The organism is Flavobacterium chryseum (assembly GCF_004362015.1).
GTDB lineage: Bacteria > Bacteroidota > Bacteroidia > Flavobacteriales > Flavobacteriaceae > Flavobacterium.
In genome coordinates this window covers 483,288-507,659 of sequence record NZ_SNWW01000001.1, presented here as the reverse complement: position 1 = coordinate 507,659, position 24,372 = coordinate 483,288, and the positions used below count along the sequence as shown (strand labels likewise).

At 34.9% G+C, this 24,372-nt stretch carries 22 protein-coding genes; 13 read left to right on the top strand and 9 right to left on the bottom strand.

The genetic code is table 11. The features are described 5' to 3' along the window. Positions 1 to 7: 7 nt before the first annotated feature. Complete coding sequence (locus tag EV143_RS02125) at positions 8 to 403, bottom strand: rhodanese-like domain-containing protein (RefSeq protein WP_133506338.1); 396 nt, start codon at positions 401 to 403, stop codon at positions 8 to 10. A 146-nt stretch (positions 404 to 549) separates the two neighbouring features. On the opposite strand from EV143_RS02125, the gene EV143_RS02120 reads away from it, so the two are divergent. From EV143_RS02120 to EV143_RS02075, 10 genes are all read left to right on the top strand, one after another. After that, a complete protein-coding gene (locus EV143_RS02120; protein WP_133506337.1) occupies positions 550 to 1,452 on the top strand; it encodes a LysR family transcriptional regulator in 903 nt (300 codons plus the stop codon). Beyond that, positions 1,437 to 1,886, top strand: a complete 450-nt coding sequence (locus EV143_RS02115; RefSeq protein ID WP_133506336.1) for a GNAT family N-acetyltransferase — start codon at positions 1,437 to 1,439, stop codon at positions 1,884 to 1,886. The genes EV143_RS02120 and EV143_RS02115 overlap by 16 nt, the downstream gene beginning before the upstream one ends. Positions 1,887 to 2,067: 181 nt before the next feature. Next, complete coding sequence (locus tag EV143_RS02110; protein ID WP_133506335.1) at positions 2,068 to 2,892, top strand: SDR family oxidoreductase; 825 nt, start codon at positions 2,068 to 2,070, stop codon at positions 2,890 to 2,892. A gap of 177 nt (positions 2,893 to 3,069) precedes the next feature. Beyond that, on the top strand, positions 3,070 to 3,546 hold the full coding sequence (locus EV143_RS02105; protein WP_133506334.1) for a methylated-DNA--[protein]-cysteine S-methyltransferase: 477 nt from the start codon (positions 3,070 to 3,072) through the stop codon (positions 3,544 to 3,546). Positions 3,547 to 3,739: 193 nt separating this feature from the next. After that, positions 3,740 to 4,453 (top strand): 3'-5' exonuclease, encoded by a 714-nt coding sequence (locus EV143_RS02100; protein ID WP_133506333.1) that lies wholly within the window; start codon positions 3,740 to 3,742, stop codon positions 4,451 to 4,453. A 6-nt stretch (positions 4,454 to 4,459) separates the two neighbouring features. Further along, positions 4,460 to 4,909 carry a hypothetical protein gene (locus EV143_RS02095; protein WP_133506332.1) on the top strand — a complete coding sequence of 150 codons (450 nt, stop codon included), beginning with the start codon at positions 4,460 to 4,462 and terminating at the stop codon, positions 4,907 to 4,909. Between the two features lie 10 nt (positions 4,910 to 4,919). Continuing rightward, complete coding sequence (locus EV143_RS02090) at positions 4,920 to 5,993, top strand: winged helix DNA-binding domain-containing protein (protein ID WP_133506331.1); 1,074 nt, start codon at positions 4,920 to 4,922, stop codon at positions 5,991 to 5,993. 111 nt (positions 5,994 to 6,104) lie between these two features. After that, complete coding sequence (locus EV143_RS02085; protein WP_133506330.1) at positions 6,105 to 7,544, top strand: nucleoside recognition domain-containing protein; 1,440 nt, start codon at positions 6,105 to 6,107, stop codon at positions 7,542 to 7,544. Positions 7,545 to 7,620: 76 nt separating this feature from the next. Next, the gene (locus EV143_RS02080) at positions 7,621 to 8,355 is read left to right on the top strand and encodes a hypothetical protein (RefSeq protein WP_133506329.1); all 735 of its coding nucleotides are present in this window, start codon (positions 7,621 to 7,623) and stop codon (positions 8,353 to 8,355) included. A gap of 69 nt (positions 8,356 to 8,424) precedes the next feature. Then, positions 8,425 to 10,029, top strand: a complete 1,605-nt coding sequence (locus EV143_RS02075) for a fumarate hydratase (RefSeq protein WP_133506328.1) — start codon at positions 8,425 to 8,427, stop codon at positions 10,027 to 10,029. 120 nt (positions 10,030 to 10,149) lie between these two features. Here EV143_RS02075 and EV143_RS02070 read toward each other — a convergent pair whose 3' ends face one another. Next, a complete protein-coding gene (locus EV143_RS02070; RefSeq protein WP_133506327.1) occupies positions 10,150 to 10,650 on the bottom strand; it encodes a PAS domain-containing protein in 501 nt (166 codons plus the stop codon). 93 nt (positions 10,651 to 10,743) lie between these two features. Further along, positions 10,744 to 11,826 carry a DNA polymerase IV gene (dinB, locus tag EV143_RS02065; RefSeq protein ID WP_133506326.1) on the bottom strand — a complete coding sequence of 361 codons (1,083 nt, stop codon included), beginning with the start codon at positions 11,824 to 11,826 and terminating at the stop codon, positions 10,744 to 10,746. Positions 11,827 to 12,095: 269 nt separating this feature from the next. Here dinB and EV143_RS02060 point away from each other — a divergent pair, with 269 nt between their 5' ends. Then, on the top strand, positions 12,096 to 12,830 hold the full coding sequence (locus EV143_RS02060; RefSeq protein WP_133506325.1) for a metallophosphoesterase family protein: 735 nt from the start codon (positions 12,096 to 12,098) through the stop codon (positions 12,828 to 12,830). 48 nt (positions 12,831 to 12,878) lie between these two features. Beyond that, positions 12,879 to 13,406, top strand: coding sequence for a DUF6646 family protein (locus EV143_RS02055; protein WP_133506324.1), 528 nt, complete (start codon positions 12,879 to 12,881; stop codon positions 13,404 to 13,406). 277 nt (positions 13,407 to 13,683) lie between these two features. Here the strand turns inward: EV143_RS02055 and EV143_RS02050 are convergent, their stop codons facing one another. The 6 genes from EV143_RS02050 to EV143_RS02025 form a co-directional block, all read right to left on the bottom strand. Next, positions 13,684 to 16,464, bottom strand: a complete 2,781-nt coding sequence (locus EV143_RS02050; RefSeq protein WP_133506323.1) for a M4 family metallopeptidase — start codon at positions 16,462 to 16,464, stop codon at positions 13,684 to 13,686. Between the two features lie 350 nt (positions 16,465 to 16,814). Further along, positions 16,815 to 17,471, bottom strand: a complete 657-nt coding sequence (locus tag EV143_RS02045) for a 3-oxoacid CoA-transferase subunit B (protein ID WP_133506322.1) — start codon at positions 17,469 to 17,471, stop codon at positions 16,815 to 16,817. A gap of 11 nt (positions 17,472 to 17,482) precedes the next feature. Then, positions 17,483 to 18,196, bottom strand: a complete 714-nt coding sequence (locus EV143_RS02040) for a CoA transferase subunit A (RefSeq protein WP_133506321.1) — start codon at positions 18,194 to 18,196, stop codon at positions 17,483 to 17,485. A 169-nt stretch (positions 18,197 to 18,365) separates the two neighbouring features. Continuing rightward, on the bottom strand, positions 18,366 to 20,672 hold the full coding sequence (locus tag EV143_RS02035; protein ID WP_133506320.1) for a penicillin-binding protein 1A: 2,307 nt from the start codon (positions 20,670 to 20,672) through the stop codon (positions 18,366 to 18,368). Between the two features lie 10 nt (positions 20,673 to 20,682). Beyond that, positions 20,683 to 21,162, bottom strand: a complete 480-nt coding sequence (locus EV143_RS02030; protein ID WP_133506319.1) for a gliding motility lipoprotein GldH — start codon at positions 21,160 to 21,162, stop codon at positions 20,683 to 20,685. Next, entirely contained in the window at positions 21,146 to 22,483 is a 1,338-nt protein-coding gene (locus EV143_RS02025) for a PSP1 domain-containing protein (protein WP_133506318.1), read from the bottom strand. The genes EV143_RS02030 and EV143_RS02025 overlap by 17 nt, the downstream gene beginning before the upstream one ends. Before the next feature lie 626 nt (positions 22,484 to 23,109). On the opposite strand from EV143_RS02025, the gene EV143_RS02020 reads away from it, so the two are divergent. After that, positions 23,110 to 24,372, top strand: a 1,263-nt coding sequence (locus EV143_RS02020; protein WP_166638098.1) for an immunoglobulin domain-containing protein, incomplete at its 3' end; no start/stop codon positions are given.

Below are 24,372 nucleotides of genomic sequence, written 5' to 3'. Positions count from 1 at the left end.
TTTCTATTTAACATGCACATTCAATATTCAACCCGGACTTCGTTGCTTTTGTCCCTTCGGTTGCATAGCCGTCAAATTTCCACCATTCTATTCCGCCAATTAATTCTTTTACTTTAAAACCAAGTTTTGCCATATTCAAAGCTCCTTTTGTAGAAGCGTTACAGCCAATTCCGTCGCAGTATGTTACATACAAGAATTCCTTATCCAAATGTTGGGTACTTTCAGCCGTCATTTCGCGATGCGGAATATTAATCGCTGTCGGAATATGTTCTGCTTCAAAACCAAAAGCTTTTCTGGCATCCAAAGCAATAACTTTTTCACCACTATTTAAGGCGTCAAACAAATCTGAAGGATCCATTTCAAATACCAGTTTGTTTTCATAATGTTTAATTTGAGCTTCCATAATTACCGTTTTTAGTTATTTGTTTTTTCAAAAGTAGTCCAACCCTACTTCCCATAAAAACGAAAAGAATTCATTACTTTCATTACTTTTTTTCATACAAAAGCCAGCCTAAAATTTTGTTCCTTTGTATACTAATTCTCTAAAAAATGGAAATACGTCATTTAAAGTTGATAAAAGCAATTGTCGAAGAAGGAAGCATTACTAAAGCGATCGACAAACTTTATTTGACGCAATCGGCTTTGAGCCATCAGCTTAAAGAAGCCGAATATCAATTGGGAACGCCTATTTTTTTGAGAATGAACAAAAAACTGGTTTTAACAAAAGCCGGTGAAAAAATCTACACGCTTGCCAACGAAATTCTGGAAAAGCTTTCTCAAACTGAAACGCAGATCAAACAAATGGTATTTGGCGAATACGGCGAAATCAGGATAAGTACAGAATGCTTCTCGAGTTATCACTGGTTGCCATCGGTCATGAAACAATTTCATTTACTATATCCGAATGTCGAATTGAAAATCGTAACCGAAGCCACTCATATTCCGTTACAAAAATTATTAGAAAATGTAATTGATATTGCAATCATAAGCGATCAGATCAATGACAATAATATTAAATACATGGAACTTTTTCAGGATGAAGTTGTCATGGCGGTTTCTGAAAATCATGCTTGGGCGAATAAAAAATATGTAGTTGCCGAAGATTTCATTGGCGAGCATCTGCTAATTCATTCCCTTCCGATGGAAACCGTTACGATTCATCAGTTTGTTTTGGCTCCAGCGAAAGTAACTCCCAAAAAAATTACCGCGCTGCCACTTACTGAAGCTTCATTGGAAATGGTAAAAGCTGATATGGGCGTAATGTCGATGGCGAAATGGGCTTTGATGCCACATTTAAAAAACAATCCCATAAAAGCTATTAAAATTGGTAAAAACGGCTTAAAAAGAAAGCATTTCATCGCAATTCGCGACAATCAGGAATATCCGGCTTACTTTTATCATTTTATTACCTTTTTACAAACCGAAATTAACCTGCAATGGAATATTCAATAAGAAGTTGTGAGATCTCGGATTTACCAAAACTCGTAATTCTCTGTCAAAAACATGCCGAATACGAAAAAGCCCATTTTTCTCCTGAAGGAAAAGAAGAAAGTTTACAAAAAGCGCTTTTTGATTCACAGCCAAAATTATATTCTTTAGTTGTTGCAACGAAAGAAACTATCGTTGGTTATGTTTCTTATACTTTTGATTATTCAACTTGGGATGCCGCAACTTTCATTTACATGGATTGTTTGTTTTTGGAAAATCAAGCGAGAAGTTTCGGAATTGGTGAAGTTTTAATCGAAAAACTAAAAGAAATTGCAATTGAAAAGAATTGCATCAACATACAATGGCAAACGCCACAATTCAACGAAAGAGCTATAAAATTCTACCATAGGATTGGAGCACAGGGAAAAGATAAGGTTAGGTTTACGCTAAATTTGTAAAATAATTTAATTTGCAATCTCAATATTTATCTGGAGAAACGTTTTCTTGTTTCACGCAGATTCTGCAGATTATTTTTTGCAAATATTAATCTGCAGAATCTGCGCAAATCCGCAAAATCTGCGTGAAACAAAAAAACCTCTGTACCTTTGTAACTCTGAATCTTTGAACCTCTAAAAAGAAATGACAAAAATAAGCATATTGGGCTGTGGATGGTTGGGATTGCCATTGGCTAAAAAACTAATTGAAGAAAAACATTCGGTAAACGGATCGACGACTTCTGAAAACAAACTTTCGATTTTAGAAGCAGCCGGAATTAATCCATTTTTGGTGACACTTGAAAGTGAAAGTGTTTCAGAAAGTATAACTAAATTTCTAGATAAAAGTGAAATCTTAATTATTGATATTCCACCCAAATTGCGAGGAAATAATGCTGATTCCGGCGATTCTTCCAGAAAGATTTTTGTGGAGAAAATTGAAACTTTAATTCCTTTTATAGAAAAATCAACTGTTACAAAAGTGCTTTTTGTGAGCTCTACTTCTGTTTATGGAGATGAAAACGGAAATATCACAGAAGAAACAATTGCGAATCCGGAAACCGAAAGTGGTAAACAATTGCTTGCAGCGGAAGCTATTCTTCAAAAAAATCAAAACTTCAAAACTACGAATCTACGTTTCGGCGGATTAATTGGTCAAGATCGTCATCCGGTAAAATTTCTCGCCGGAAAAGAAAACCTTGAGAATCCAGATGCTCCGGTAAATTTAATTCACCAAGACGATTGCATCCAAATCATTCTGGAAATCATAAATCAATCAAAATGGAATGAAGTTTTTAATGCCGTTGCGCCTTTTCATCCCACAAGAGAGAAATATTATACTCAAAAAGCAAAAGAGCAAAGTTTGATTTTACCGAAGTTTACTGCTGAAAAATCAAACATCAAAAAGATAGTTTCAAGTGAAAAGATTGAAAACAGTTTAAATTACCAATTTAAGCTGGACAATTATTAAAGTTGGATGTCAGGCTGAGCGAAGTCGAAGCCCGATTCAATTGGAACGCCTTCGACTTCGCTCAGGATGACAATCGTTTAAACCAAACAAACTTAAATTTCCTTACATCACTTACATGGTAGAAACAAAAACTTTGCGAACTTTGCGATAAACCTTAGCGCCTTTGCGGTAAAAAATATGGAAACAGTCTACATCAATTCACCTTTAGGAGTCACAAAAATCATTGGCGATGAAGATGGTATTGCTGTAATTTCAGTTTCAGATGTTGGCACTAATGAAGTTTCAAATAAAATTCCAAAAGTTTTACAAGAAGCCGTTTTGCAACTACAGGAATACTTTGAAGGAAAAAGAACCGATTTTGAATTGAAATTAAATCCGCAAGGAACTGAATTTCAACAAAAAGTATGGAAATCACTATTGGAAATTCCATACGGAAAAACGGTAAGTTATATGGATCAAACCAAAAAATTGGGTGATGTAAAAGCAATTCGTGCCGTCGCATCAGCCAATGGTAAAAATCCGCTTTGGATTGTTGTTCCTTGTCATCGCGTTATTGGCACAAATGGATCTTTAACCGGATACGCTGGAGGTTTATCGCGCAAAAAATGGTTAATTGAGCATGAAAACCCAAGTACACAACAAAGTTTGTTTTAGGTTTTGCCACGAATTACACGAATTTTCACGAATTCGTTTTTGTTAAATTTGAAAATTATTATACTTACTAAATATAAACCTGAAACGCACACACACTAAATAATAAAACATTTCCTACATTAGTATGAAATTTGTGTACATTTAGCTCCACAAAGAATTAGTGAAAATTCGTGTAATTCGTGGCAAAAAAAATATGATTGAAAAAATAAACCTCAACAACATTTTATTTCTCGATATAGAAACCGTTCCTGAAGAAGAAAACTTTAATTCGCTTGATGCAGAAATGCAATCGCTTTGGGATCTTAAAACGCAATATCAGCGAAAAGACGATTTTACTCCTGAAGAATTCTATGATCGTGCCGGAATTTGGGCTGAGTTTGGAAAGATCATTTGTATTTCGGTTGGGTATTTTACGATTAAAGGCGATATTCGAAATTTTAGAGTAACTTCTTTTTTCGGAGAGGAAAAGAAGATTCTGCATGACTTCAATAATTTATTGAATAATCATTTCAATCAACCGCAACATCTTTTATGTGGACATAATGCGAAAGAATTCGATATTCCGTTTTTGGCACGACGAATGATCATTAACCAAATTAAGATTCCGGACAAACTGAATTTATTTGGTAAAAAACCATGGGAAATTCCACACTTGGACACTTTAGAATTATGGAAGTTTGGAGATTTTAAACATTTTACGTCGCTAAAACTACTAACTAAGATTCTCGGCATTCCATCGCCAAAAGGCGATATTGATGGAAGTCAGGTTGCTCAAGTATTTTATGTTGAAAAAGATATTGACAGAATTGTAACCTATTGCGAAAAAGATACCATTGCAGTCGCTCAGGTTTTCCTGCGTTTACGCCGCGAAGATTTATTAATTGATGATGAAATTATTCATGTATAACGTCCTATGAAAACCAAAATATTTTTTTATAGTCTTTTTTTAATTGGGTTTATTTCCATTTTTCTTCCATTCGATACAGATTTTACTATTCACTGCGATTTCATAAATACTTCTGTATCTCAACAAGAAAATACAATACCACTTATTGGCTTTTTTAAAAATATTTCTTTTTATAATTTAAATTTTTCAAAAATATTACAAATAATAGCTGCTGTTTTAATAACAGGGCCATTCATTTTTTCAGCGCTTTTGTTTTTTTATAAAAAATACAGAATTCTAGTAATTCTAAATCGAATTCCTTTTACAATTTTTATTGTTTTAGGTTTGACTCGTAAGTTCGAAAATTTACAAATAGGCTATTATCTTCTTGTATTTCAACAAGTTTCCTTGTTTATTTTACTAATTTTGATGAAAGTCAAAAATCGTCAAAATCAGACTAAACTATCTCAAGTTTAATTTTTTTCTCATGACGCATCAAGAAATCTCACATTATCGGCTTGTTTCTCAAAAGCTAGACAAAACAACCGTAAGTTCACCGCAAGAAATCGTGCATCATTTGGGCGCGATGCAGGCTCAGGATTACGCAATGGCAAAATGGGCAATTGGTTCTCGTTGCAACGCTACTGAAATAGAAATTGAAGAAGCAATTAATTCCGCACAAATCATTCGAACTCACATTTTACGACCAACCTGGCATTTTGTTTCTTCTGAAGATATTTATTGGATGTTGGATCTTTCCGGACCGCAAGTTCAGCGTATGACAATTTCTTCTGCTAAACAGTACGGTTATGATATTAAAAAACTAGATCAAACGAATTCAAAAATTGAAAAACTACTTGCAGGAAACAATCATCTGACACGAGAAGAAATTATGCAGGAACTGGACATTAAAAAAAGTTCTAACCAGGATTTTTTGGGTGCAGCAATTATGATGCATGCAGAACTCGAAGGTTTGGTTTGTAACGGAAAAATGAAAGGCAAACAAATTACATATTCGTTACTTGAAGAACGTGTAAAAAAACCAAAAACTAAATTATCCAAAGAAGAAGCTTTAGCAAAATTAGCCCAACGCTATTTTGAAAGTCACGGCCCTGCAACTTTACTTGATTTTTCTTGGTGGTCCGGTTTTTCCCCTACAATATGTCAATCGGCTATTAATGCAATAAAGTTGCAATTGAATTCTGTTGTAATTAATGATAAAGATTGTTATTTTGTAAATCAAATAATTAGCAATATTCACTTAAACGAAAGCTTGCATTTTATTCCAGCTTTTGATGAAATTTTAATCTCTTATAAAACTCGCGAAGCTTCTATTTTAGTAGAACATCAATCGAGAGCTTTTACAAATAATGGTATCTTTAAACCGATCATTTTAGAAAATGGAAAGGTAATTGGAACGTGGAAAAGAACCATTAAAAAGGATCACGCAAAAATAGAAACGGAGTTTTTTAACGAAACTGAAAATAGTAAAAAAGCAATTCTTTTTGAAGGTCTTAAAGCTTTCGAAAATTACCTGGGAACAAAAATCATTATCGACTAAATCGAGTTTTAACTAAAATATTATATTTCTAAAAAGTACCTCGTGTTCATTGATAAAAATCTTTATGCATTTTATTGGTAAATAATTACATTTACAAAAAAAAACAGCATTATGGTATTAAGTAGATTTTGGTTAACGATATTTATTTCTTCAATTCTCTTTATTGTAGTCAGTTTGTTTACTGCCAATACTTACACTATCGATTCTGTTATAAATGGAAAGAAAGATGATCCTGTTTTAATTTCCGAAAAATATATCGATGAACTTCCTGTTTTCATCAAGGACAGTATTCAAAAAGCACCGGATCAAAGTATGATTATCAATCGTGATACTCTTAATTCTGATACTACCTATGTCTATAAAAACAAAACTGTAAAAATTTTCAGCGGTCTTCAAAAGTCGGATGGATTATTACCAACTTGTAAAAGTACTTTGCTTGATTTAATTCTGCCGCTTATTGCTTATTTGGCTTTTTTCTGTGGATTAATGGAACTTTTAATCATTTCCGGAGCATCCGGAAAATTAGCTAAAGCATTGAGTCCGGTATTTGTAAAGGTTTTTCCAAGTATTCCGGAAAACCATCCTTCGATCTCTTACATGACTTTAAACTTTGCTGCTAATTTTCTTGGATTAGATTCTGCCGCAACTCCATTTGGTCTTAAAGCCATGGAAAGTTTACAGGAAATTAATCCGGATAAAGACAAAGCCAGCGATGCACAAATTATGTTTATGTGTCTTCACGCTTCTGGTTTAACTTTAATTGCGACTTCAATTATTGGTTATCGCGCCGCAGCAAATGCAACTAATCCGGCAGATGTTATGTTGCCGTGTATCATTACCTCTTTTATTGGTACGATTGCGGCTTTTTTAATTGTGGGAATTAAGCAAAAAATCAACTTTAAAAGTGCTTCACTTCTTATCGTCTTAATGGGATTAATCGCCGCCATTGTTGGGCTGTTGATGTATGTTAATCATTTAGACATAATTGGAAAAAACTATTTTACGTCTAACCTTTCCGGATTAATATTGATTGGAATTATTGCCTTTACTTTGATTTTTGCCTTTAAAAATGAAAAGAAATTTATTGAGGCTAACACTACTCCTTTTGACACCTTTGTTGTAGGTGCAAACAATGGAGTTAAAACTGGTGTTACTATTTTTCCTTATGTATTGGGAATGTTAGTCGCTATTTCTCTATTCAGAAACAGCGGTTTATTCGAAATTATCAGTGACGGAATTGCTTTTGTTTTTTCGAATATGGGTGTAAGTAAGGAAATAACGAACGCATTACCTGTAGCTATGCTGCGTCCTTTTAGTTCTGCCGGATCTCGCGGATTTTTAATTGATTCGATGAATACTTTTGGGGCAGATTCGTTAACAGCAAGATTGAGCAGCATTTTTCAATGCAGCGCCGAAAGTACTTTTTATGTAATTGCGGTTTATTTTGGTTCTGTCAATATCAAAAACACGCGTTATGCTTTAGGCACAATGCTGTTGGTGGATCTTATTTGTGTTATTACGGCGATTTTTGTGGCGACTTGGTTTTTTTAAACGATTGCATATATGTTTAAACGAAATTAAAATTCCGTTTTTAATCACACATAAATCAAAATAACATAGAAATACCATGAAAATACAAGCCTTTATCTTTTTATGCCTTTTAATAAGCTGCCAAAAACCAAAACCGGTTTCTCAAATTCAAGCAGAAGCAATTTCAGAAAATAAACCGGAAGCTATTGTCAATAAAGAAAACTTCTTAAAAACAGACACGATTTCAATTTCTGATGACGCAGAAACATCGAAGGATAATTACATTTTGGCGCATCTTTTAGATCAAAAGGCAGATAAAGACAGTATTGTAACTGCAAAATACCGACTTGATTTTTATCTGAATAAAACCAAAATTGGAGATTCGAAAATCATTATTAAAGGAGTTGATAAAGGATCAGAATGGGGAGCGAAGTACGGATTAGCTTCCGTTGAATCGCCTAAAAATTCACCTTTCATTCAAATTAGTTTCGGATATCCGGCGTGTGGGTATACGTCAAGCAATTATCTTTATTACTTAAAAAACAACGACTTACAATTGGTTCATCAATGGGATGTCATATCAGACAGTGGTTGGGGAACTTGGGTCAAATTTGAGGATGCGACTTCAAAAACTAATCCCGAATCTTTTTATTGCAAAACAGTTTCTTTTGAACCTGAAAATGACAATGACGAAATGGGAACGGTGACTTATTCTGATTCAACTGTTTTTCACTTAAGCGGAAATCATTGGAAAAAGCAATTACTTTCAGCAAAAGACAAAGTTTACTTTCAGAAAAAGATTTCATTTAATGAGTTTCACGATCTGGATTAAGCCTTAAAACAGTTCTAATTCAAATTCTTTCTTAGGTAAATAATTTTTAACTTTGCCAAAAACAAAGAAATGATTGATTTTATATACCAGGATCCTTATCCTATTTTAAAGGATGATACGCAGTACCGCAAAATTACTTCTGATTTTGTGAAAGTGGAACAATTTGGAGAACGTGAAGTTTTAACTGTTGATCCAAAAGGTTTAGAGTTATTGGCTGAAGAAGCTTTAACTGATGTTTCGTTCATGTTGAGAACATCTCATTTACAAAAATTAAGAAAGATTCTTGACGATCCGGAGGCTACAGACAATGATCGTTTTGTGGCTTACAATTTACTTCAAAATGCTTCGGTCGCAGCCGAAGGTCAATTACCAAGCTGTCAGGACACCGGAACAGCAATTGTAATGGCAAAAAAAGGAGAAAACATCTTTACCGGTGTTGATGATGCTGAATGGTTGAGCAGAGGGATTTTCAATACGTACCAAAAACGTAATTTACGTTATTCGCAAATTGTTCCGATTTCGATGTTCGAGGAAAAAAATTCAGGTTCAAATCTTCCGGCGCAAATTGATATTTATTCTAAAAAAGGTGCTTCTTATGAATTTTTATTCATGGCAAAAGGCGGTGGATCTGCCAACAAAACCTATTTATACCAACAAACGAAATCATTGTTGAATGAAAAATCCATGGATGCTTTCATTCGAACCAAAATAAAAGATTTAGGAACTTCGGCTTGCCCGCCTTATCACTTGGCTTTGGTAATTGGCGGAACTTCTGCGGAAGCGAACCTAAGTGCGGTTAAAAAAGCATCTGCAGGATATTATGATCATTTACCAACTTCAGGAAATATGTCTGGTCAGGCTTTTCGTGATTTGGAATGGGAAGAAAAAGTTCAGAAGATATGTCAGGAAAGTGCTATTGGCGCTCAGTTTGGCGGAAAATATTTCACGCATGATGTTCGTGTTATTCGTTTGCCACGCCACGCGGCTTCTTGCCCGGTTGGATTGGGAGTTTCTTGTTCTGCTGATAGAAATATCAAAGGAAAAATTACCAGAGACGGAATTTACGTTGAACAACTAGAAGTTAATCCAAAACAATTTTTACCGGAAACCGCTCCGCATCTAGAAGCACCTGTTGAAATTGATTTGAATATGCCAATGGCTGATATTTTAGCGAAGCTGACTCAATATCCGATTAAAACGCGTTTAAAACTAAACGGAACTGTAATTGTTGCCCGCGATATCGCGCATGCAAAAATCATGGAGTTACTGGAATCTGGGCAACCTATGCCGGAATATTTCAAAAACCATCCGGTTTATTACGCTGGTCCGGCAAAAACTCCGGAAGGAATGGCTTCAGGAAGTTTTGGACCAACAACGGCAGGACGTATGGATGTTTATGTGGATGAATTCCAGAAACATGGCGGAAGTATGATTATGCTGGCTAAAGGAAACCGCACCAAACAAGTTACTGATGCTTGTAACAAATATGGCGGATTCTACTTAGGTTCTATTGGAGGTCCGGCGGCAATTTTAGCGCAAGACAATATCCTGAAAGTTGAAGTTGTTGACTTTGAAGAATTAGGAATGGAAGCGGTTCGTAAAATTACCGTTAAAGATTTCCCTGCCTTTATTATTACTGATGATAAAGGAAATGATTTCTTTGAGAATTTATAGTTTTTTGCCACAAAGACACTAAGACACAAAGATTTTTTAATAAAAAAACCGCCTTATTGGGCGGTTTTACTTTTTTTATTTATTGAAACTTTTTCTTAGTGACTTCGTAGCATACAAACATCAAGCGCTTTTATCTTCTCTTTCAAAGGCTATAAAATGCGACAATTGTCCTTTTAAGTTAAAAACCGGAACGCCTTTAATTTTGCATTTATAGGTTTTACCGTTTTTTTTATAGTTTTGAATTGTCTTTTCAAAAGGAACTTGCAATTTTATGGCTTCTCGTATTTCGTTTAGAACAGTTTCGCAAGTTGTAGGTCCCTGAAACATTTTTGGTGTTTTTCCAAGAACTTCACTTTCATTATATCCTGTCATTTTTTTGATTCCGTTTGAGGCAAAAACAATTCTTAAATTCAAATCTGTAATTACTACAACATCATCTTTAAGATGCTCTCTAATCTCCAAATCCTCATCATTCCATGAAAAGTGATTCGAAATATCATTTACCTTTTTCAAATCGGCAAAATTAGCTTTCAATTCATTTATATATTCATAGTGAAAATCCCAGGATAAAATGGGAACAGAATTCCGGTTTACTACCTCATCAGCATTTGTCTTTTTCATGGTAATTAATTAAATGTTATATCCTTATTCAAAGATAGAACGAAAATCGCAAACAAACTTACGGAAATCCTCATTTAACGGTATTGAATTAAATTAAAAGGCAAATTTCAATTGAACTACAACCGCTTTTTTCTCTTCAGTATTCAAATTATTTAAAGAAATTCCGAGCAATCTGACAGAATCTTTCATGCGTTCCTGATACAATAATTCTTCAACGGTTTCGAGAATCAGGCTTTTATCTGAAATAAAATAAGGCAATGTCTTACTTCTTGTTTGTTGTGTGAAGTCGCTGTATTTAATTTTAAGTGTAACCGTTTTTCCGGAAATATTATGCTTTTTTAATCGTTTTTCTAAGGAAGTTGCAATTCTTTCGAGTTGCTCCAACATAAAAATCTCCGATGATAAATTCACATCAAAAGTATGCTCTGCCGCTACTGATTTGGTTATGCGGTGCGATTTTACTTCGCTGTTATGAATACCCCGAACGACTTTATAATAAAAACCGCCGGACTTGCCGAAATGTTTTTCGAGAAACTCTAATGATTTGCTTTTGAGGTCAGTTCCTGTAAAAATCCCCAATTGATACATTTTCTCCGTTGTTACTTTTCCAACTCCGTAAAACTTTCTGATCGGTAATTCTTCCAAAAAAGATAAAATCTCATCAGGATTTACCGTTTTTTGTCCGTTAGGTTTATTGATGTCGCTGGCAATTTTGGCAACAAATTTATTGACTGAGATTCCAGCTGAAGCGGTAAGGCCAACTTCATTTAAAATTCTTAACCTGATTTCCTGAGCCAATAAACTCGCACTTGGATTTCCTTTTTTATTTTGCGTAACATCAAGGTAAGCTTCATCCAGCGAAAGCGGCTCCACCAAATCTGTATATTCATAAAAAATACTGTGAATTTTACTGGATATTTCTTTATACCGGTCAAAACGCGGGCGAACGAATATAATTTCAGGACAATACTTTTTTGCCAAAACGCCACTTATTGCACTTCGAACACCAAATTTTCGGGCTTCGTAACTTGCTGCCGAAACTACTCCTCTATTTTCTGAACCTCCAACAGCAACGGGTTTCCCACGCAGCTCCGGATTATCCATCTGCTCTACCGAGGCATAAAAAGCATCCATATCAATATGGATAATTTTTCGATATGTAGGCGTTTCAGACATGTTACAAATTTAAAGAGGAAAGCATGAATATGGCCTGAAAATAATCATAAAAAAGTCGAAATTAGTGAAGAGAATTATAGTGACTATTTTTGCCACGAATTGCACAAATTTTCACAAATTAAAAAAGCATAATTTATTCTTCAAGTATTTAGAGAGAATAATTTAGTGTAAATTTGTGGAATTAGTGGCTAACTTCTAAAGATTATCAACTTAATTGTTTCATACAAATGATTTTCTTTATTTTTGCATACTATCCGAAATAGAATAAAATGCGAACATTTGTTATAGGCGACATACACGGAGGATTACTCGCACTTGAACAAGTGATGAAAAAAGCCAATGTTACAGAACAAGATACTCTTATATTTTTGGGCGATTATGTTGATGGCTGGAGTCATTCGGCACAAGTAATCGATTATTTAATTGATCTTAAAAGCAAACAAAACTGCATTTGCATTAGAGGTAATCACGATCAGCTGGCATTAGACTGGCTTGAAAACAGACACGAAGATTTTGATGAAGAAATGTGGTACAAACATGGCGGACAAGCTACTGTTGAAGGCTACTCTAAACTTTCTGACGAAAAAAAGAAAACCCATATTGCCTTTTTAGAAAATTTGCAGGATTATTATCTTGACGATCAAAACCGACTATTTGTTCATGCTGGTTTCACTAATGTGAATGGTGTTGTTTGGGAGTATTTTCCTAAATTATTTTACTGGGACAGAACACTTTGGGAATCTGCACTTGCATTAAATCCTGATCTGAAAGTTGATGATTTGTACTATCCAAAACGTTTTACTTTATACAAAGAAATTTATATTGGCCACACGCCTGTAACGAGAATTGGTCAAACAGTTCCGATAAACAAAGCTTGTGTCTGGAATGTTGATACGGGAGCTGCTTTTAAAGGCCCTTTAACGATTATGAACATAGATACAAAAGAATTCTGGCAAAGTGATCCGTTAAATGAATTGTATTTTAATGAAAAAGGTAGGAATTAAAGTGTAAAAAACTACATTTGCAATCCAAATAATTAATATTTAAGTTTTATGAAAAAAGTTATTACATTTTTGTTTTTAGTATCATTCGGATTAACTCAGGCTCAAGAAGCTTTTACAGGAAAAGGAGATATAAAAGTTAATGTAGGTGCTAATCTTCAAAATGGTGGTTCAGGAATTCAAGGTTCTGTTGACTTTGGCTTAGGAGAAAATTTCTCTTTCGGTTTTGTTACAACTTACCTTTTAGGAGTAGATAATTATAATGGTATTTATGGTAACAATCCAACACCATATAATGATTTAAAACCGGAATTTCAAGATCGTTTTGATGCTAAAGCCAGAATTAATGCTAATTTAAGCAGCGTTATTGGTATTAAACAATTAGATGTTTATCCAGGTTTAAGTTTAGGATTACACAATTTTGGTGGTCACGTAGGTGGTCGTTATTTCTTTACTGACGGATTTGGTGTTTTCACAGAAGTTGGATTCCCAATCGCAAAATACGGTAGCGATAATGACGTATTCGATCATCTAAACAATCAGGCTACTTTTAGTTTAGGAGCTTCTTTCAATTTGTAAAAAGAAGTTTTATACTAGTAACATAAAAAAAGCATTCATCTCTCGGTGAATGCTTTTTTGTTTTTAAGATTATCTGGAAAATTCATGTGTTGAACGAAGTTTTCAGCAAAGGATAAGAGTTAGAAGTTTTTTGTTTCACGCAGATGCTGCAGATTGAGCAGATTTTTATCATTTAAGGCCTTAAAAACTTTGAGCGCTTACAAGATTATACTTTGTACAGCGTTCATAAAAAAGCCCCGCAGATTGCGAGGCTCTTCACTTATACTAATTCGAGATTTTATTTTTTCGCAAATTTCTTAACGATTTTTTTGTCACCGTTTATTAATTCGATGATGTAAATTCCTGTATTCAATTTGCTTACATCGATCGCATTTTCAGAAAGTTTTCCTGAACTTAATTGCTGACCTAATGTATTTATAATTTTATAAGTGTATCCATTACTTTCTGCAAGCGATACATTTAATTCACTTTCAACTGGATTTGGATATAATGCAAAACGAGAAGTTTCGGTAGTTTCTGTTAATCCCGCAGCGATTTCCTCTGTTACAATTGCTCCAGATGCTGTTATGTTTACAGTATAATCTTCAACTTGCCCGTAAGAGAAAGCCTCACAAGATGTTGGAATTCCATTGTATTTTAATGAAACTCTCATTCTTTTTGTTCCAAGAGTTGCTGTTGCAGGAATTGTGATTGTTCCTGTAACCGGAGTTGTTTTGGAAGCCGCTTTTGTCCAAACTGTTTCACCAGAATCTGAAAAATCACCATCCTGATTGTAATCGATAAACACTGCATAACCTTCGTTATAAATTGTAGATGTCCAGGAAGGCGTAATTGTAATGGTGTAAGCAGTTCCTCTTGATGCATTTGTAGAGACAGCGGTGTAGTTTTCGTAACCTGTTGCTCCGGTCGAAGTATTACTGATTGTACCAAATACTACTTTTCCAATTCTTTCGTCAGCAGCACTATTTCCCTGAGATGTACAATACGTTACACTAGTTGCAGTTGTTGTAACATTTACTGTACTGCTCGAAGCAGAAACATTTCCTGCGGCATCTTTAGCTTTTACACTAAAAGTATAAGCCGTTAAGGGAGTTAATCCTGTTACTGTGTAAGAAGTTGTTGCAGATGATCCTTTCAACGTTGTTCCCTGATAAATATCATAACCTGTTACTGCAACATTATCTGTAGAAGCTGTCCATGTTAAATTGGTTGTTGTTCCGGTTGTTCCGGCTGCAGCTAAGTTTGTTGGAGCTGATGGAGCCACTGTATCTGTAGAACCTGAATATGCAGCACCAATACCTACAGCATAAAATGCATTTGTTGTTGCGATAACTTCAGCAGAACCTGCGCCATATAAATCGATCGCTGATTGAATTCCTGATGTTCTTGCATTTGCATAGGTTGAATTTGATGATAAGTAGAAATCTTCTAAACGGAAAGCAATTTTTGCCGCTTTGTCAATTCCTATACCAGTTACGTTATAAGCGTTTCCGATATCATTTGTTCCTGTTTTACCAACAGTTAAGATATAAAACCAGTGATTCAATACACCAGAATTAGTATGCACTCCACATTGGTCATTATTATTTGTTGGTGTACAGTTTACGTTTACCCAATATGTTCCGCCGTAAGTATCCGGCTGTCCTTCAGAATTTGGATCACTCATAGAGCGCAAAGCAGCATGTCCGCTTCTTCTTTCAATATCTTCACCAACCAACCATGTTGATTTTGTTGGCGCAGCACGATATTCGATACAAGCTCCCCAAATATCAGAGAAACCTTCATTCATCGCACCCGATTCTTTTTGATACGCTAAGTTTGCCGTATAAGTACAAACTGCGTGGCCAATTTCATGTCCGGCAACATCCATTGCTGTTAAAACATCAAATCCTCCGGTTCCTGTTCCATCACCGTATGTCATTACGCTTCCGTTCCAGAAGGCGTTGTTGTTGTTTGGATATCCGGCAGCAACTAAGTTATAATGCACATAACTTTTGATTTTTGCACCTGCATTATCAAAACTATTTCTACCATGTACGGCTGACCAATAATCGTAAGTCATTTCAGCACCCCAATGTGCATCAAGTGCGCCATTGTCTTTGTTGGTGTTATTAAATTCTGCTGCTGTCCAGTTATTATCTGCATCCGTAAAATTTGTTGTTGGATATGTAGCTGTTCTTGCAGAATTATACGTTTGAATTCCTAAACCGCGAGATGTATCTGATAAAATATAAGATGATCCGCTTAAAGTGGTTTGTATCGTTTGCGTTCCGCTATAGCGAGTTGCCGCATTTGCTGCAACAATTGCCATTTTTGAAGCCGATGTTTCTTTATTATTCGTCAAAGAAGAAGATTTCTTGGCATGAACATTATCATTTAAATGCTTTATGGTTGCATTATAAAACAATGCTTTTCCGGTTTGGGCATCAATATAAAGATCACCGCGGCTTAAAGGTTTTGTAGCATAAATATCAAATTTATACGCTAAGTGTACTTTATCTGTTGTTCTTTTTTCACCTTGTTCCTCCATATCAGGTAATAAAACAAGTTCTCCTTTTGGTTTTTCATATCCCATTTCGATAGCGTCTTGTGGTTTTTCCCAAAGATATTCGTTGGCATGAATATGACTAAGTGCTTTATTAAAAGCTTCTTGTGCAGAAAGTGATGGAGTAGTTTTTACATTTTCGATGTCGTAATATTCACCATTCATCGAAACTAATTTTCCATCTTTTGAGTGTAATGTGTAGTTCGCAAATTCTACTTTGATTCCCTGTTCGTACAATTGAAATCTTTCATGCGTGTAACCTTGTTTATCCGATTCTGTTCTGACTTTTGCAAAAGTCTGAGTGTCTTTTAAACCAAGTTGTTCTTTAAAAACTTTTTGTGAATCAGAACCTTTATAGGTTGATTTTTCATTAAATGTAATTAAACTTGGTTGTCCGTTTTCTGATACGCTTTTTTGGCTTACCTGTTTATCTGTCGCAACCTGTGCAAATGAAGTAAACGAGAATGTAAATATTGCGGCGGTCGCAATAATTTTTGGTAATTTTTTTTTCATAATAAAAGGGGTTTAAAGTTTGGTTAAATGGATTACAAACGAAATATTTAACGTAAGTAAATACTTAATTTACGATAAAAGTATTTTAATTTTGTTAGATAGTCGATGAAATTTGCCGTTAATCGATAAAATGCAACACTTTTTATCTAAAATTCACTTTTATTTAACAAACTGTAAGAATTCGATAATATAATGTGCGAAATTTATTATATCATTCATTTCTAATTCACTATTAAACAGCTTATAAACAACATTTATCAAAACAAAAGCTCCAATCTTTAAATTTATCCTACAAAAAAAGGCTAACCTTTTACAGCTAGCCTTTTAGGATAATCGAAAAATAAATTATTTTAAATATCCATTTCCGGAATTTCGCCTTCAATAATTAAATCTGCTTCGGTTGAAGCAATAATATGCTCCACAGAAACACCTGGCGCTCGTTCTAAGAGCTTAAAACCCTTTTCTGTCACTTCTAGAACTGCTAGCTCTGTTACAACCTTTTTAACGCAGCCAACGCCAGTTAATGGTAAAGTACACTTTTTAAGAATTTTAGATTCTCCGGCTTTGTTCACATGCATCATCGCAACAATGATATTTTCGGCTGAAGCAACCAAATCCATTGCACCTCCCATTCCTTTTACCATTTTACCCGGAATTTTCCAGTTGGCAATATCTCCATTTTCTGAAACTTCCATCGCACCCAGAATCGTTAAGTCTACTTTTTGGCTTCGAATCATCCCGAAACTAAAAGCAGAGTCAAAAAAACTGGCTCCGGGAAGTGTTGTAATGGTTTGTTTTCCTGCATTGATGATGTCAGCGTCTTCTTCTCCGGCGAAAGGAAAAGGTCCCATGCCCAGAACTCCATTTTCGCTCTGAAACTCCACTGCAATATCTTCTCTTACATAATTTGCAACCAAAGTCGGAATTCCGATGCCCAGATTTACGAAATACCGGTCTTTTACTTCTTTTGCAATTCGTTTTGCAATATCTTCTTTACTTAGTCCCATATATTAGTCTATCAATTAGATAATTGTTCTTTTTGTCTTACGGTTCGCTGCTCAATTCTCTTCTCAAATTTTTCTCCCTGAAAGATGCGTTGCACCATAATTCCCGGAATATGGATTTGATTCGGATCTAAAGTTCCAACAGGAACTAATTCTTCAACCTCAGCAATCGTGATTTTTCCGGCACCAGCCATACAAGCATTGAAGTTTCTTGCCGTACCTTTAAAAATTAGATTTCCGGCTTCATCGCCTTTCCAAGCTTTTACAATAGCGAAATCAGCTTTGAAAGCTTCTTCCATAATGTGCATTTTTCCATTGAATTCACGCACTTCTTTTCCTTCTGCAACTTCGGTTCCGTAACCTGCAGGCGTAAAAAATGCTGGAATTCCGGCTTGAGCTGCACGACAGCGTTCTGCTAAAGTTCCTTGTGGCGTAAGTTCAACATCCAATTCTCCCGAAAGCATTTGGCGTTCGAATTCAGCGTTTTCGCCCACATAAGATGAAATCATTTTTTTGATCTGCTTCTTTTGCAAAAGCAATCCCAAACCAAAATCATCAACTCCGGCGTTGTTCGAAATACAAGTCAAATCTGAAATTGATGTATTTACCAAAGCTGCGATTGTGTTTTCAGGAATTCCACATAAACCAAAACCACCAAACATAATGGTCATTCCGCTTTCAATTCCTTCAATAGCTTCCTTAACGTTATTTACTTTTTTTGTTATCATAACAAAGTGTCTTTATTACTGTATATTTTTGATAAAAATAAGATTTTTAGATTAAATTATAACGATTTCGTAAAAAATAAAATCAGGTTGAAATAAAAATATCCTTTTATATCTTTCTAAAATGAGAAGACATAAAAGGATATTTTTTTATGATTAGAGGCAAACTAAATTATAGTTCGAACTCGTCAGTATTTTGTTCTGTTGCAGTAGTATCTTTTACAACCGCTGGTCTGGTGTAACAATCTACTTTTATAGAAAGATTTGCCGGACGCTCAAACTCAGCTTTAGAAACCTGAAGTCCGGGATCTGCATAACAAAGTTTCATGAAGTAAGCCCAAACTGGTAATGCAGCCGTAGCTCCTTGTCCGTAAGTCAAACTTTTAAAACGTGCTGAACGATCTTCACAACCAACCCAAACACCTGTTACTAAGTTAGGAACCATTCCCATAAACCAACCGTCTGATTGATTTTGTGTTGTTCCTGTTTTACCCGCAATTGGATTTTTGAACATGTATGGATATCCTGTCCAACGATTGTCTCCACTTCCACCGCCTTGCGTACGTAAACGTGCACCAGAACCGGTTTCTGTAACACCCTGAAGTAATTTGATTACTGCAAAGGCAATATCTTTATTTAAAACGTCGTGCGATTCCGGAATTGGTTCGTAGATAACTTCTCCGCTTTTATTTTCAATACGACTTAAAAATTGTGGTTTTACATACACTCCCTGATTGGCAAATGTACTGTAAGCAGCAACCATATCTTCAACGGTAATATCTACAGCACCTAATGCAATAGATGGCTGAACCGGAATTTCTGTTTTAACTCCTAATTTTTTTGTTAGTTCAACAACAGCCTCAGGACCCGTTCTGTCAATTAATTTTGCAGAAACGGTATTAATCGAATTCGCCAAACCTTGTTTCAACGTTACCATTCCTCGGTATCTATTGTCTGAGTTTCTTGGTTCCCAGTCTTCCGTTACGTGATGACGTCCTTTGTGAATCATAAACGGTCCGTCAAGAATAGAATCGCAAGGAGACATATTTAATTGTTCGATCGCCGTAGCATAAACGAAAGGTTTAAAAGTAGATCCTACTTGTCTTGCTCCCTGTCCTACGTGATCGTATTGAAAATATTTATAATTGATTCCACCAACCCACGCTTTAATGTTTCCAGTTTGTGGCTCCATCGCCATTAAACCAGATTGTAAAAAGTGTTTGTAATAACGAATAGAATCTAATGGAGTCATCGTTGTATCACGCTCACCTTTCCAGGTAAAGATGCGCATTTGCGTTTTTACTTTGAATGAAGCAATGATATCATCTTCGCTTTTATCCATATCCTTCATGATTTGCCAACGGGTAGAATTTTTCATGGCTTGCATCATAATTCTATCTGTTTCAGCTTTTGTGATATTCACGAAAGGTGCATTTTTATTGTTTTTTTGCTCGATGAAAAATTGCTGCTGCAGGTTTTTCATGTGTGCAGAAACTGCTTCTTCAGCATATTGCTGCATTCTTGAGTCGATAGTTGTATAAATTTTCAAACCATCTTTGTAGATATCATAATCAGAACCATCTGGTTTCTTGTTTTCAGCCATCCATTTTTTCATGTAATCACGAAGATATTCTCTGAAATATGTTGCTGTACCTTCACGGTGGCTTTCTAATTTAAATCTTAAAGCTATTGGTAATGCCTGATACTTCTCTTTTTCAGCCTCTGTGATCATCTTGGCTTTTACCATTTGACCCAGTACCACATCACGGCGGTTTTTTACACCAGTAGGGTTTCGCAACGGATTATACAGAGAGGAATTATTAAACATACCAACTAATATAGCCGATTCGTCTATAGTCAAATCTTTAGGTTCTTTAGAAAAATAAGTCTGTGCAGCCGAACTTACTCCAACCGAATAATTTCCAAAATCGTAAACGTTGCAATACATTGCTAAAATTTCATTTTTGGTATATTGTCTTTCCAGACGAATGGCAATAATCCATTCTTTTATCTTTTGGACTATTCTAAAAGGTAAAAAGCTAGAGCCTCCACGATGAAATAACTGTTTTGCTAACTGCTGTGTTAGGGTACTGGCTCCTCCATTGGTTCCCAAGGAAAAAGCAGCACGTAAAGTTCCACGCCCATCAATTCCTGAATGCTCATAAAAACGTGCATCTTCAGTTGCAACCAAAGCATCTACAAGGTTTTTTGGTAAATCTGAATATTTAAGTTGTGATCTGTTGGTTTTGAAATATTTACCAATTACAACTCCGTCAGATGAAATAATCTCTGTTGCCAGGTTAGAATCCGGATTTTCTAAATCTTCAAAGGATGGCATTGAGCCGAATAAACCCCATGAGGCAAATAAAAAGAAAGCTAAAATACCTAATAAAGCATAGGCAAAAATTCTCCAGAATTTCTTTTTATAGTAGTTAACATCTTTAATACTATTAGGTTGATTGTTTTTTTTGGTGGCCATAACTATTTTTCTAATCTTTTTGTTCAATTCTAAAACCTACATCTGTAATACCTTCTAAAGCCTCAACTCCGGGAATTTTTCCTGATTCACGAACGGCTTGTTTAATGTGAACTTTGTAATTTCCTCTAAACCTTACATCTGCTTTGTAAAACAATTTACTTTCTTTAATATCAGTAAAACCATTTCCTAGTAAAGTTCCATCCTTAGCGGCCATTTCGTATTCTAAAGTATCTACTTTAGTAAAACCATTTGGCATTTCAATAGCAACAATTAAAAACAAATTATTGAATGGATAATTGTTATTATCTCTCAAATTTAGAAATAAATTGTATTTTTTGGTAGAATCTAAAACTGGCAGATCAAAAGTTACAACGCTGTCTTTATGCCACGCACTTCCAACAGATTTGTACTGATCGAATACTCTTTTTTTATCGCAAGAAAAAAGAAGTATTGCTGCCAACAGAAGAATTCCGCTATTTTTTATTCTCATTTTTAGTAATAATTATAGGTTTTCTAGGTTCAGCCGGTTTATTATCATTCGGTTTTGGCTTATTCGACTGATTTTGTTTGTTATTGTTATTTGGCTTGTTCTGTTTATTCGGATTTGCTCCAGCCGGTTTATTATTATTGTTTCCTTGCTGTTGAGGTTTAGCAGGCGTTGCAACAATTGCCGCTTCTGCATTCGGTTTGCGTTTGCGATTTGGCTTTTTCTTTCTTTTTGGCTGATCGAAACGGGTTAGACTTTCCTGACCCATTGCGTTATTAAAGTCTTTTTCAGGCTCTAAATCTATTTCAATAGCAAAATCTTCTAATGATGAAACTTTATTTTTTAGTTTGTTCTCAGCAATAATTTCTTTTACCTGATCAATTTTCAAAACATGCCAGTTTGCAAAATTATTCGTGTAAGCAAACCACATTAATCCTTTAAAAATATCTTGTTTTTGGCAAATTGCATCTCCTTTTTCGGTCACTAATTTAGTGTCGTAATCCGGAAAATCTTTTAATGCGTCCATGTAAGTGTCAAGCTCATAGTTCAAACAACACTTAAGCTTTCCACATTGTCCGGCTAATTTTTGCGGATTTAATGAAAGTTGCTGGTAACGGGCAGCAGAAGTATTTACACTTCTAAAATCTGTTAACCAGGTTGAGCAGCAAAGTTCTCTTCCGCAAGAACCAATTCCGCCCAAACGAGCCGCTTCCTGACGGAAACCAACTTGTTTCATTTCGACTCTTGTACTGAATTCTTTTGCGAAATCTTTAATCAAAAGTCTAAAATCGACTCTGTCATTTGCCGTGTAGTAAAATGTAGCTTTTGATCCGTCTCCCTGAAATTCGATATCAGATATTTTCATTTCCAGTTTATGCTGAATTGCTAATTCGCGGGCGCGAACTTTCATTGGTTCTTCACGATCACGCGCTACAGACCAAATATCAATGTCTTTTTGAGAAGCTTTTCTGTAAATTTTTGGAATTTCGTTACTTTCATGGTTTACACCTTTTTTCTTCATTTGAATTTTTACCAATTCTCCTGTCAAAGTAACAATCCCAATATCATGTCCTGGCGAAGCAACAGTTGCTACAATATCACCAATACTTAAAGTTAATTTTTCTGAATTTCTAAAAAATTCTTTGCGTCCGTTTTTAAAACGAACCTCAACACAATCAAAAATCGCCTCTCCATTAGACGGGCTCATGTTCGCAAGCCAGTCAAAAACCGTTAATTTATTGCAGCTATCGGTGCCGCAAGTCCCATTATTTTTACAACCTTTTGGTGCACCACCATCTGAGGTTGAACAACTTGTACATGCCATAATTATATATGTAGTGTTGCAAAAAGCAACTTAAGTTCATAAACGTTTGATCGGTAAAGATAGTATTTTTTTTAGTTTGCTTTTTATGGATTAAAACTAAAGGGTTGTTAAAAGTAAAAACCTACTCTGTTTAACACAAAACAGACTCTTTTAATTTTTTTAGTCTGATTTTCCTAGGTTTCTTAATTGTAATAATCTTAACAGGACATGACTTTAAGGCCAATTCACAAAACTCGACAATGAACACGATTTCGAGATTCTAAAATAAAAAAAACGATTTGCCATCTTCATTTGATATTTGAAATTTCCGACGCAATAATACAGATTAATTATTTGTTTATCAAATGTATAAAAATCTATAAGTATCTAAAAATATTGCAAAAGCAACTTGGTTTGTCACTTCCTTATATTTTAATTGATTCGATTTTTTTATTCTCGTACAGGAATAAATTTTGTCTTATTCTACTATTTAAATGTTTTTTCACGGTGGCTTTACCTGTTTTTTAACATGTACTTTGCAAAATTTATTTTAGCAAGCATTACTTACCTCAGTACCTTTTAGTAATAAGTCTATTCTATATTTCATACGAAGAGACAATCTAACTTTGATTTAACAATCTTATTTTATGCTACACATAGTTGGATCAGTCTCGTCTTGTTTTTCTCAGGAAGCAACATCTTTCACCATAAATTCTCAGCCTGTAAGTTGTGATGGAGAATTTCAATCTATATTAAAAGATGATTTTGGTTCTGGAACTGCTGAATATGGACCACAGCCTGCTGCATCTAATTTTACTACTACATATAGTTATACTGCATCAGGTGCTGTAAGTCCAGACCGATATGGCTTATTGAAGAATGCATTTTTAGGCAATATTTGTTGGTCAAGCGATGGAGATCATACTACCGGAAAAAGTGGTGATGGATACATGTTAGTCTTTGATGCAAATTCTGTTTTGGGAAGCGTTTTCTATGAAAAAAATTACTCAGGTCTCTGTGAGGGCAATGTTTGCAATTTTTCTATTTATGCTACAAATCTAACACCGACCAGTTATCCTGTCTTTTCTGTTAAACCAATGGTTAAAATTGATTTGATTAATCCTTTGAATGGACAAATTTTAAAATCAATGGTTTCTAGTCAATTACAGTTAAGTGAAAGTAATGCGCTTTTATGGAATGAATTATCCTTAACATTTACAATTCCGGCAGGACTAAGTGCAGTAAAATTAAGGGTTAGTAATGCTCAAACCGACACTAATGGTAGTGGTAATGACATTGCATTTGATGATGTTTCATTTAGTATTTGTGTTCCTTCCTTAACCTTTTCTCTGGCCAATGAAAAAATTTGCGCCGGAGAAAGTAATACAATCAAAGCCAGTATCAACAATCCGGCTGTACCTTACCATTATCAATGGCAGCAATCTAACGGAACAACCTGGACTGATATTGCCGGGGAGATTTCAGCAGAATATAAAACTCCTTTATTAAATAAAAATACAAAATACAGAATTCGTTATGCTCAGATTGGCACAGATATCACTAATAACAATAATTTAAATTGTTCCGGAAATAAGGAAATTGAACTGCAGGTTACCCCGCGTGCAAAGGCTGCAGATATAGAATTACAATCAAATTTTCCAATTTGTGAAGGATCTCAAATAACGTTAACACCATCATCACATGCAGGAACAAATTTTTATTGGTATGATGGTTCAGGAAGCAGTGCAACTCTTTTAAGCAGTAATTCAACTTATGAAACGGGAATACTTACATCTTCTAAAACCTTTTATGTAGCTGTAAGTGGAGATAATTATTGTGAAAACAAACCCGAAGACAGAAAAGCTGTAACTGTTACAGTAACGCCTAAACCAGCAGACATTGTAACGACT

Bases quoted from the DNA above. Each gene is read 5' to 3' on its own strand.
- EV143_RS02125 (WP_133506338.1), bottom strand. From the start codon at position 403: ATGGAAGCTCAAATTAAACATTATGAAAACAAACTGGTATTTGAAATG.
- EV143_RS02120 (WP_133506337.1), top strand. From the start codon at position 550: ATGGAAATACGTCATTTAAAGTTGATAAAAGCAATTGTCGAAGAAGGA.
- EV143_RS02115 (WP_133506336.1), top strand. From the start codon at position 1,437: ATGGAATATTCAATAAGAAGTTGTGAGATCTCGGATTTACCAAAACTC.
- EV143_RS02110 (WP_133506335.1), top strand. From the start codon at position 2,068: ATGACAAAAATAAGCATATTGGGCTGTGGATGGTTGGGATTGCCATTG.
- EV143_RS02105 (WP_133506334.1), top strand. From the start codon at position 3,070: ATGGAAACAGTCTACATCAATTCACCTTTAGGAGTCACAAAAATCATT.
- EV143_RS02100 (WP_133506333.1), top strand. From the start codon at position 3,740: ATGATTGAAAAAATAAACCTCAACAACATTTTATTTCTCGATATAGAA.
- EV143_RS02095 (WP_133506332.1), top strand. From the start codon at position 4,460: ATGAAAACCAAAATATTTTTTTATAGTCTTTTTTTAATTGGGTTTATT.
- EV143_RS02090 (WP_133506331.1), top strand. From the start codon at position 4,920: ATGACGCATCAAGAAATCTCACATTATCGGCTTGTTTCTCAAAAGCTA.
- EV143_RS02085 (WP_133506330.1), top strand. From the start codon at position 6,105: ATGGTATTAAGTAGATTTTGGTTAACGATATTTATTTCTTCAATTCTC.
- EV143_RS02080 (WP_133506329.1), top strand. From the start codon at position 7,621: ATGAAAATACAAGCCTTTATCTTTTTATGCCTTTTAATAAGCTGCCAA.
- EV143_RS02075 (WP_133506328.1), top strand. From the start codon at position 8,425: ATGATTGATTTTATATACCAGGATCCTTATCCTATTTTAAAGGATGAT.
- EV143_RS02070 (WP_133506327.1), bottom strand. From the start codon at position 10,650: ATGAAAAAGACAAATGCTGATGAGGTAGTAAACCGGAATTCTGTTCCC.
- dinB (WP_133506326.1), bottom strand. From the start codon at position 11,826: ATGTCTGAAACGCCTACATATCGAAAAATTATCCATATTGATATGGAT.
- EV143_RS02060 (WP_133506325.1), top strand. From the start codon at position 12,096: ATGCGAACATTTGTTATAGGCGACATACACGGAGGATTACTCGCACTT.
- EV143_RS02055 (WP_133506324.1), top strand. From the start codon at position 12,879: ATGAAAAAAGTTATTACATTTTTGTTTTTAGTATCATTCGGATTAACT.
- EV143_RS02050 (WP_133506323.1), bottom strand. From the start codon at position 16,464: ATGAAAAAAAAATTACCAAAAATTATTGCGACCGCCGCAATATTTACA.
- EV143_RS02045 (WP_133506322.1), bottom strand. From the start codon at position 17,471: ATGGGACTAAGTAAAGAAGATATTGCAAAACGAATTGCAAAAGAAGTA.
- EV143_RS02040 (WP_133506321.1), bottom strand. From the start codon at position 18,196: ATGATAACAAAAAAAGTAAATAACGTTAAGGAAGCTATTGAAGGAATT.
- EV143_RS02035 (WP_133506320.1), bottom strand. From the start codon at position 20,672: ATGGCCACCAAAAAAAACAATCAACCTAATAGTATTAAAGATGTTAAC.
- EV143_RS02030 (WP_133506319.1), bottom strand. From the start codon at position 21,162: ATGAGAATAAAAAATAGCGGAATTCTTCTGTTGGCAGCAATACTTCTT.
- EV143_RS02025 (WP_133506318.1), bottom strand. From the start codon at position 22,483: ATGGCATGTACAAGTTGTTCAACCTCAGATGGTGGTGCACCAAAAGGT.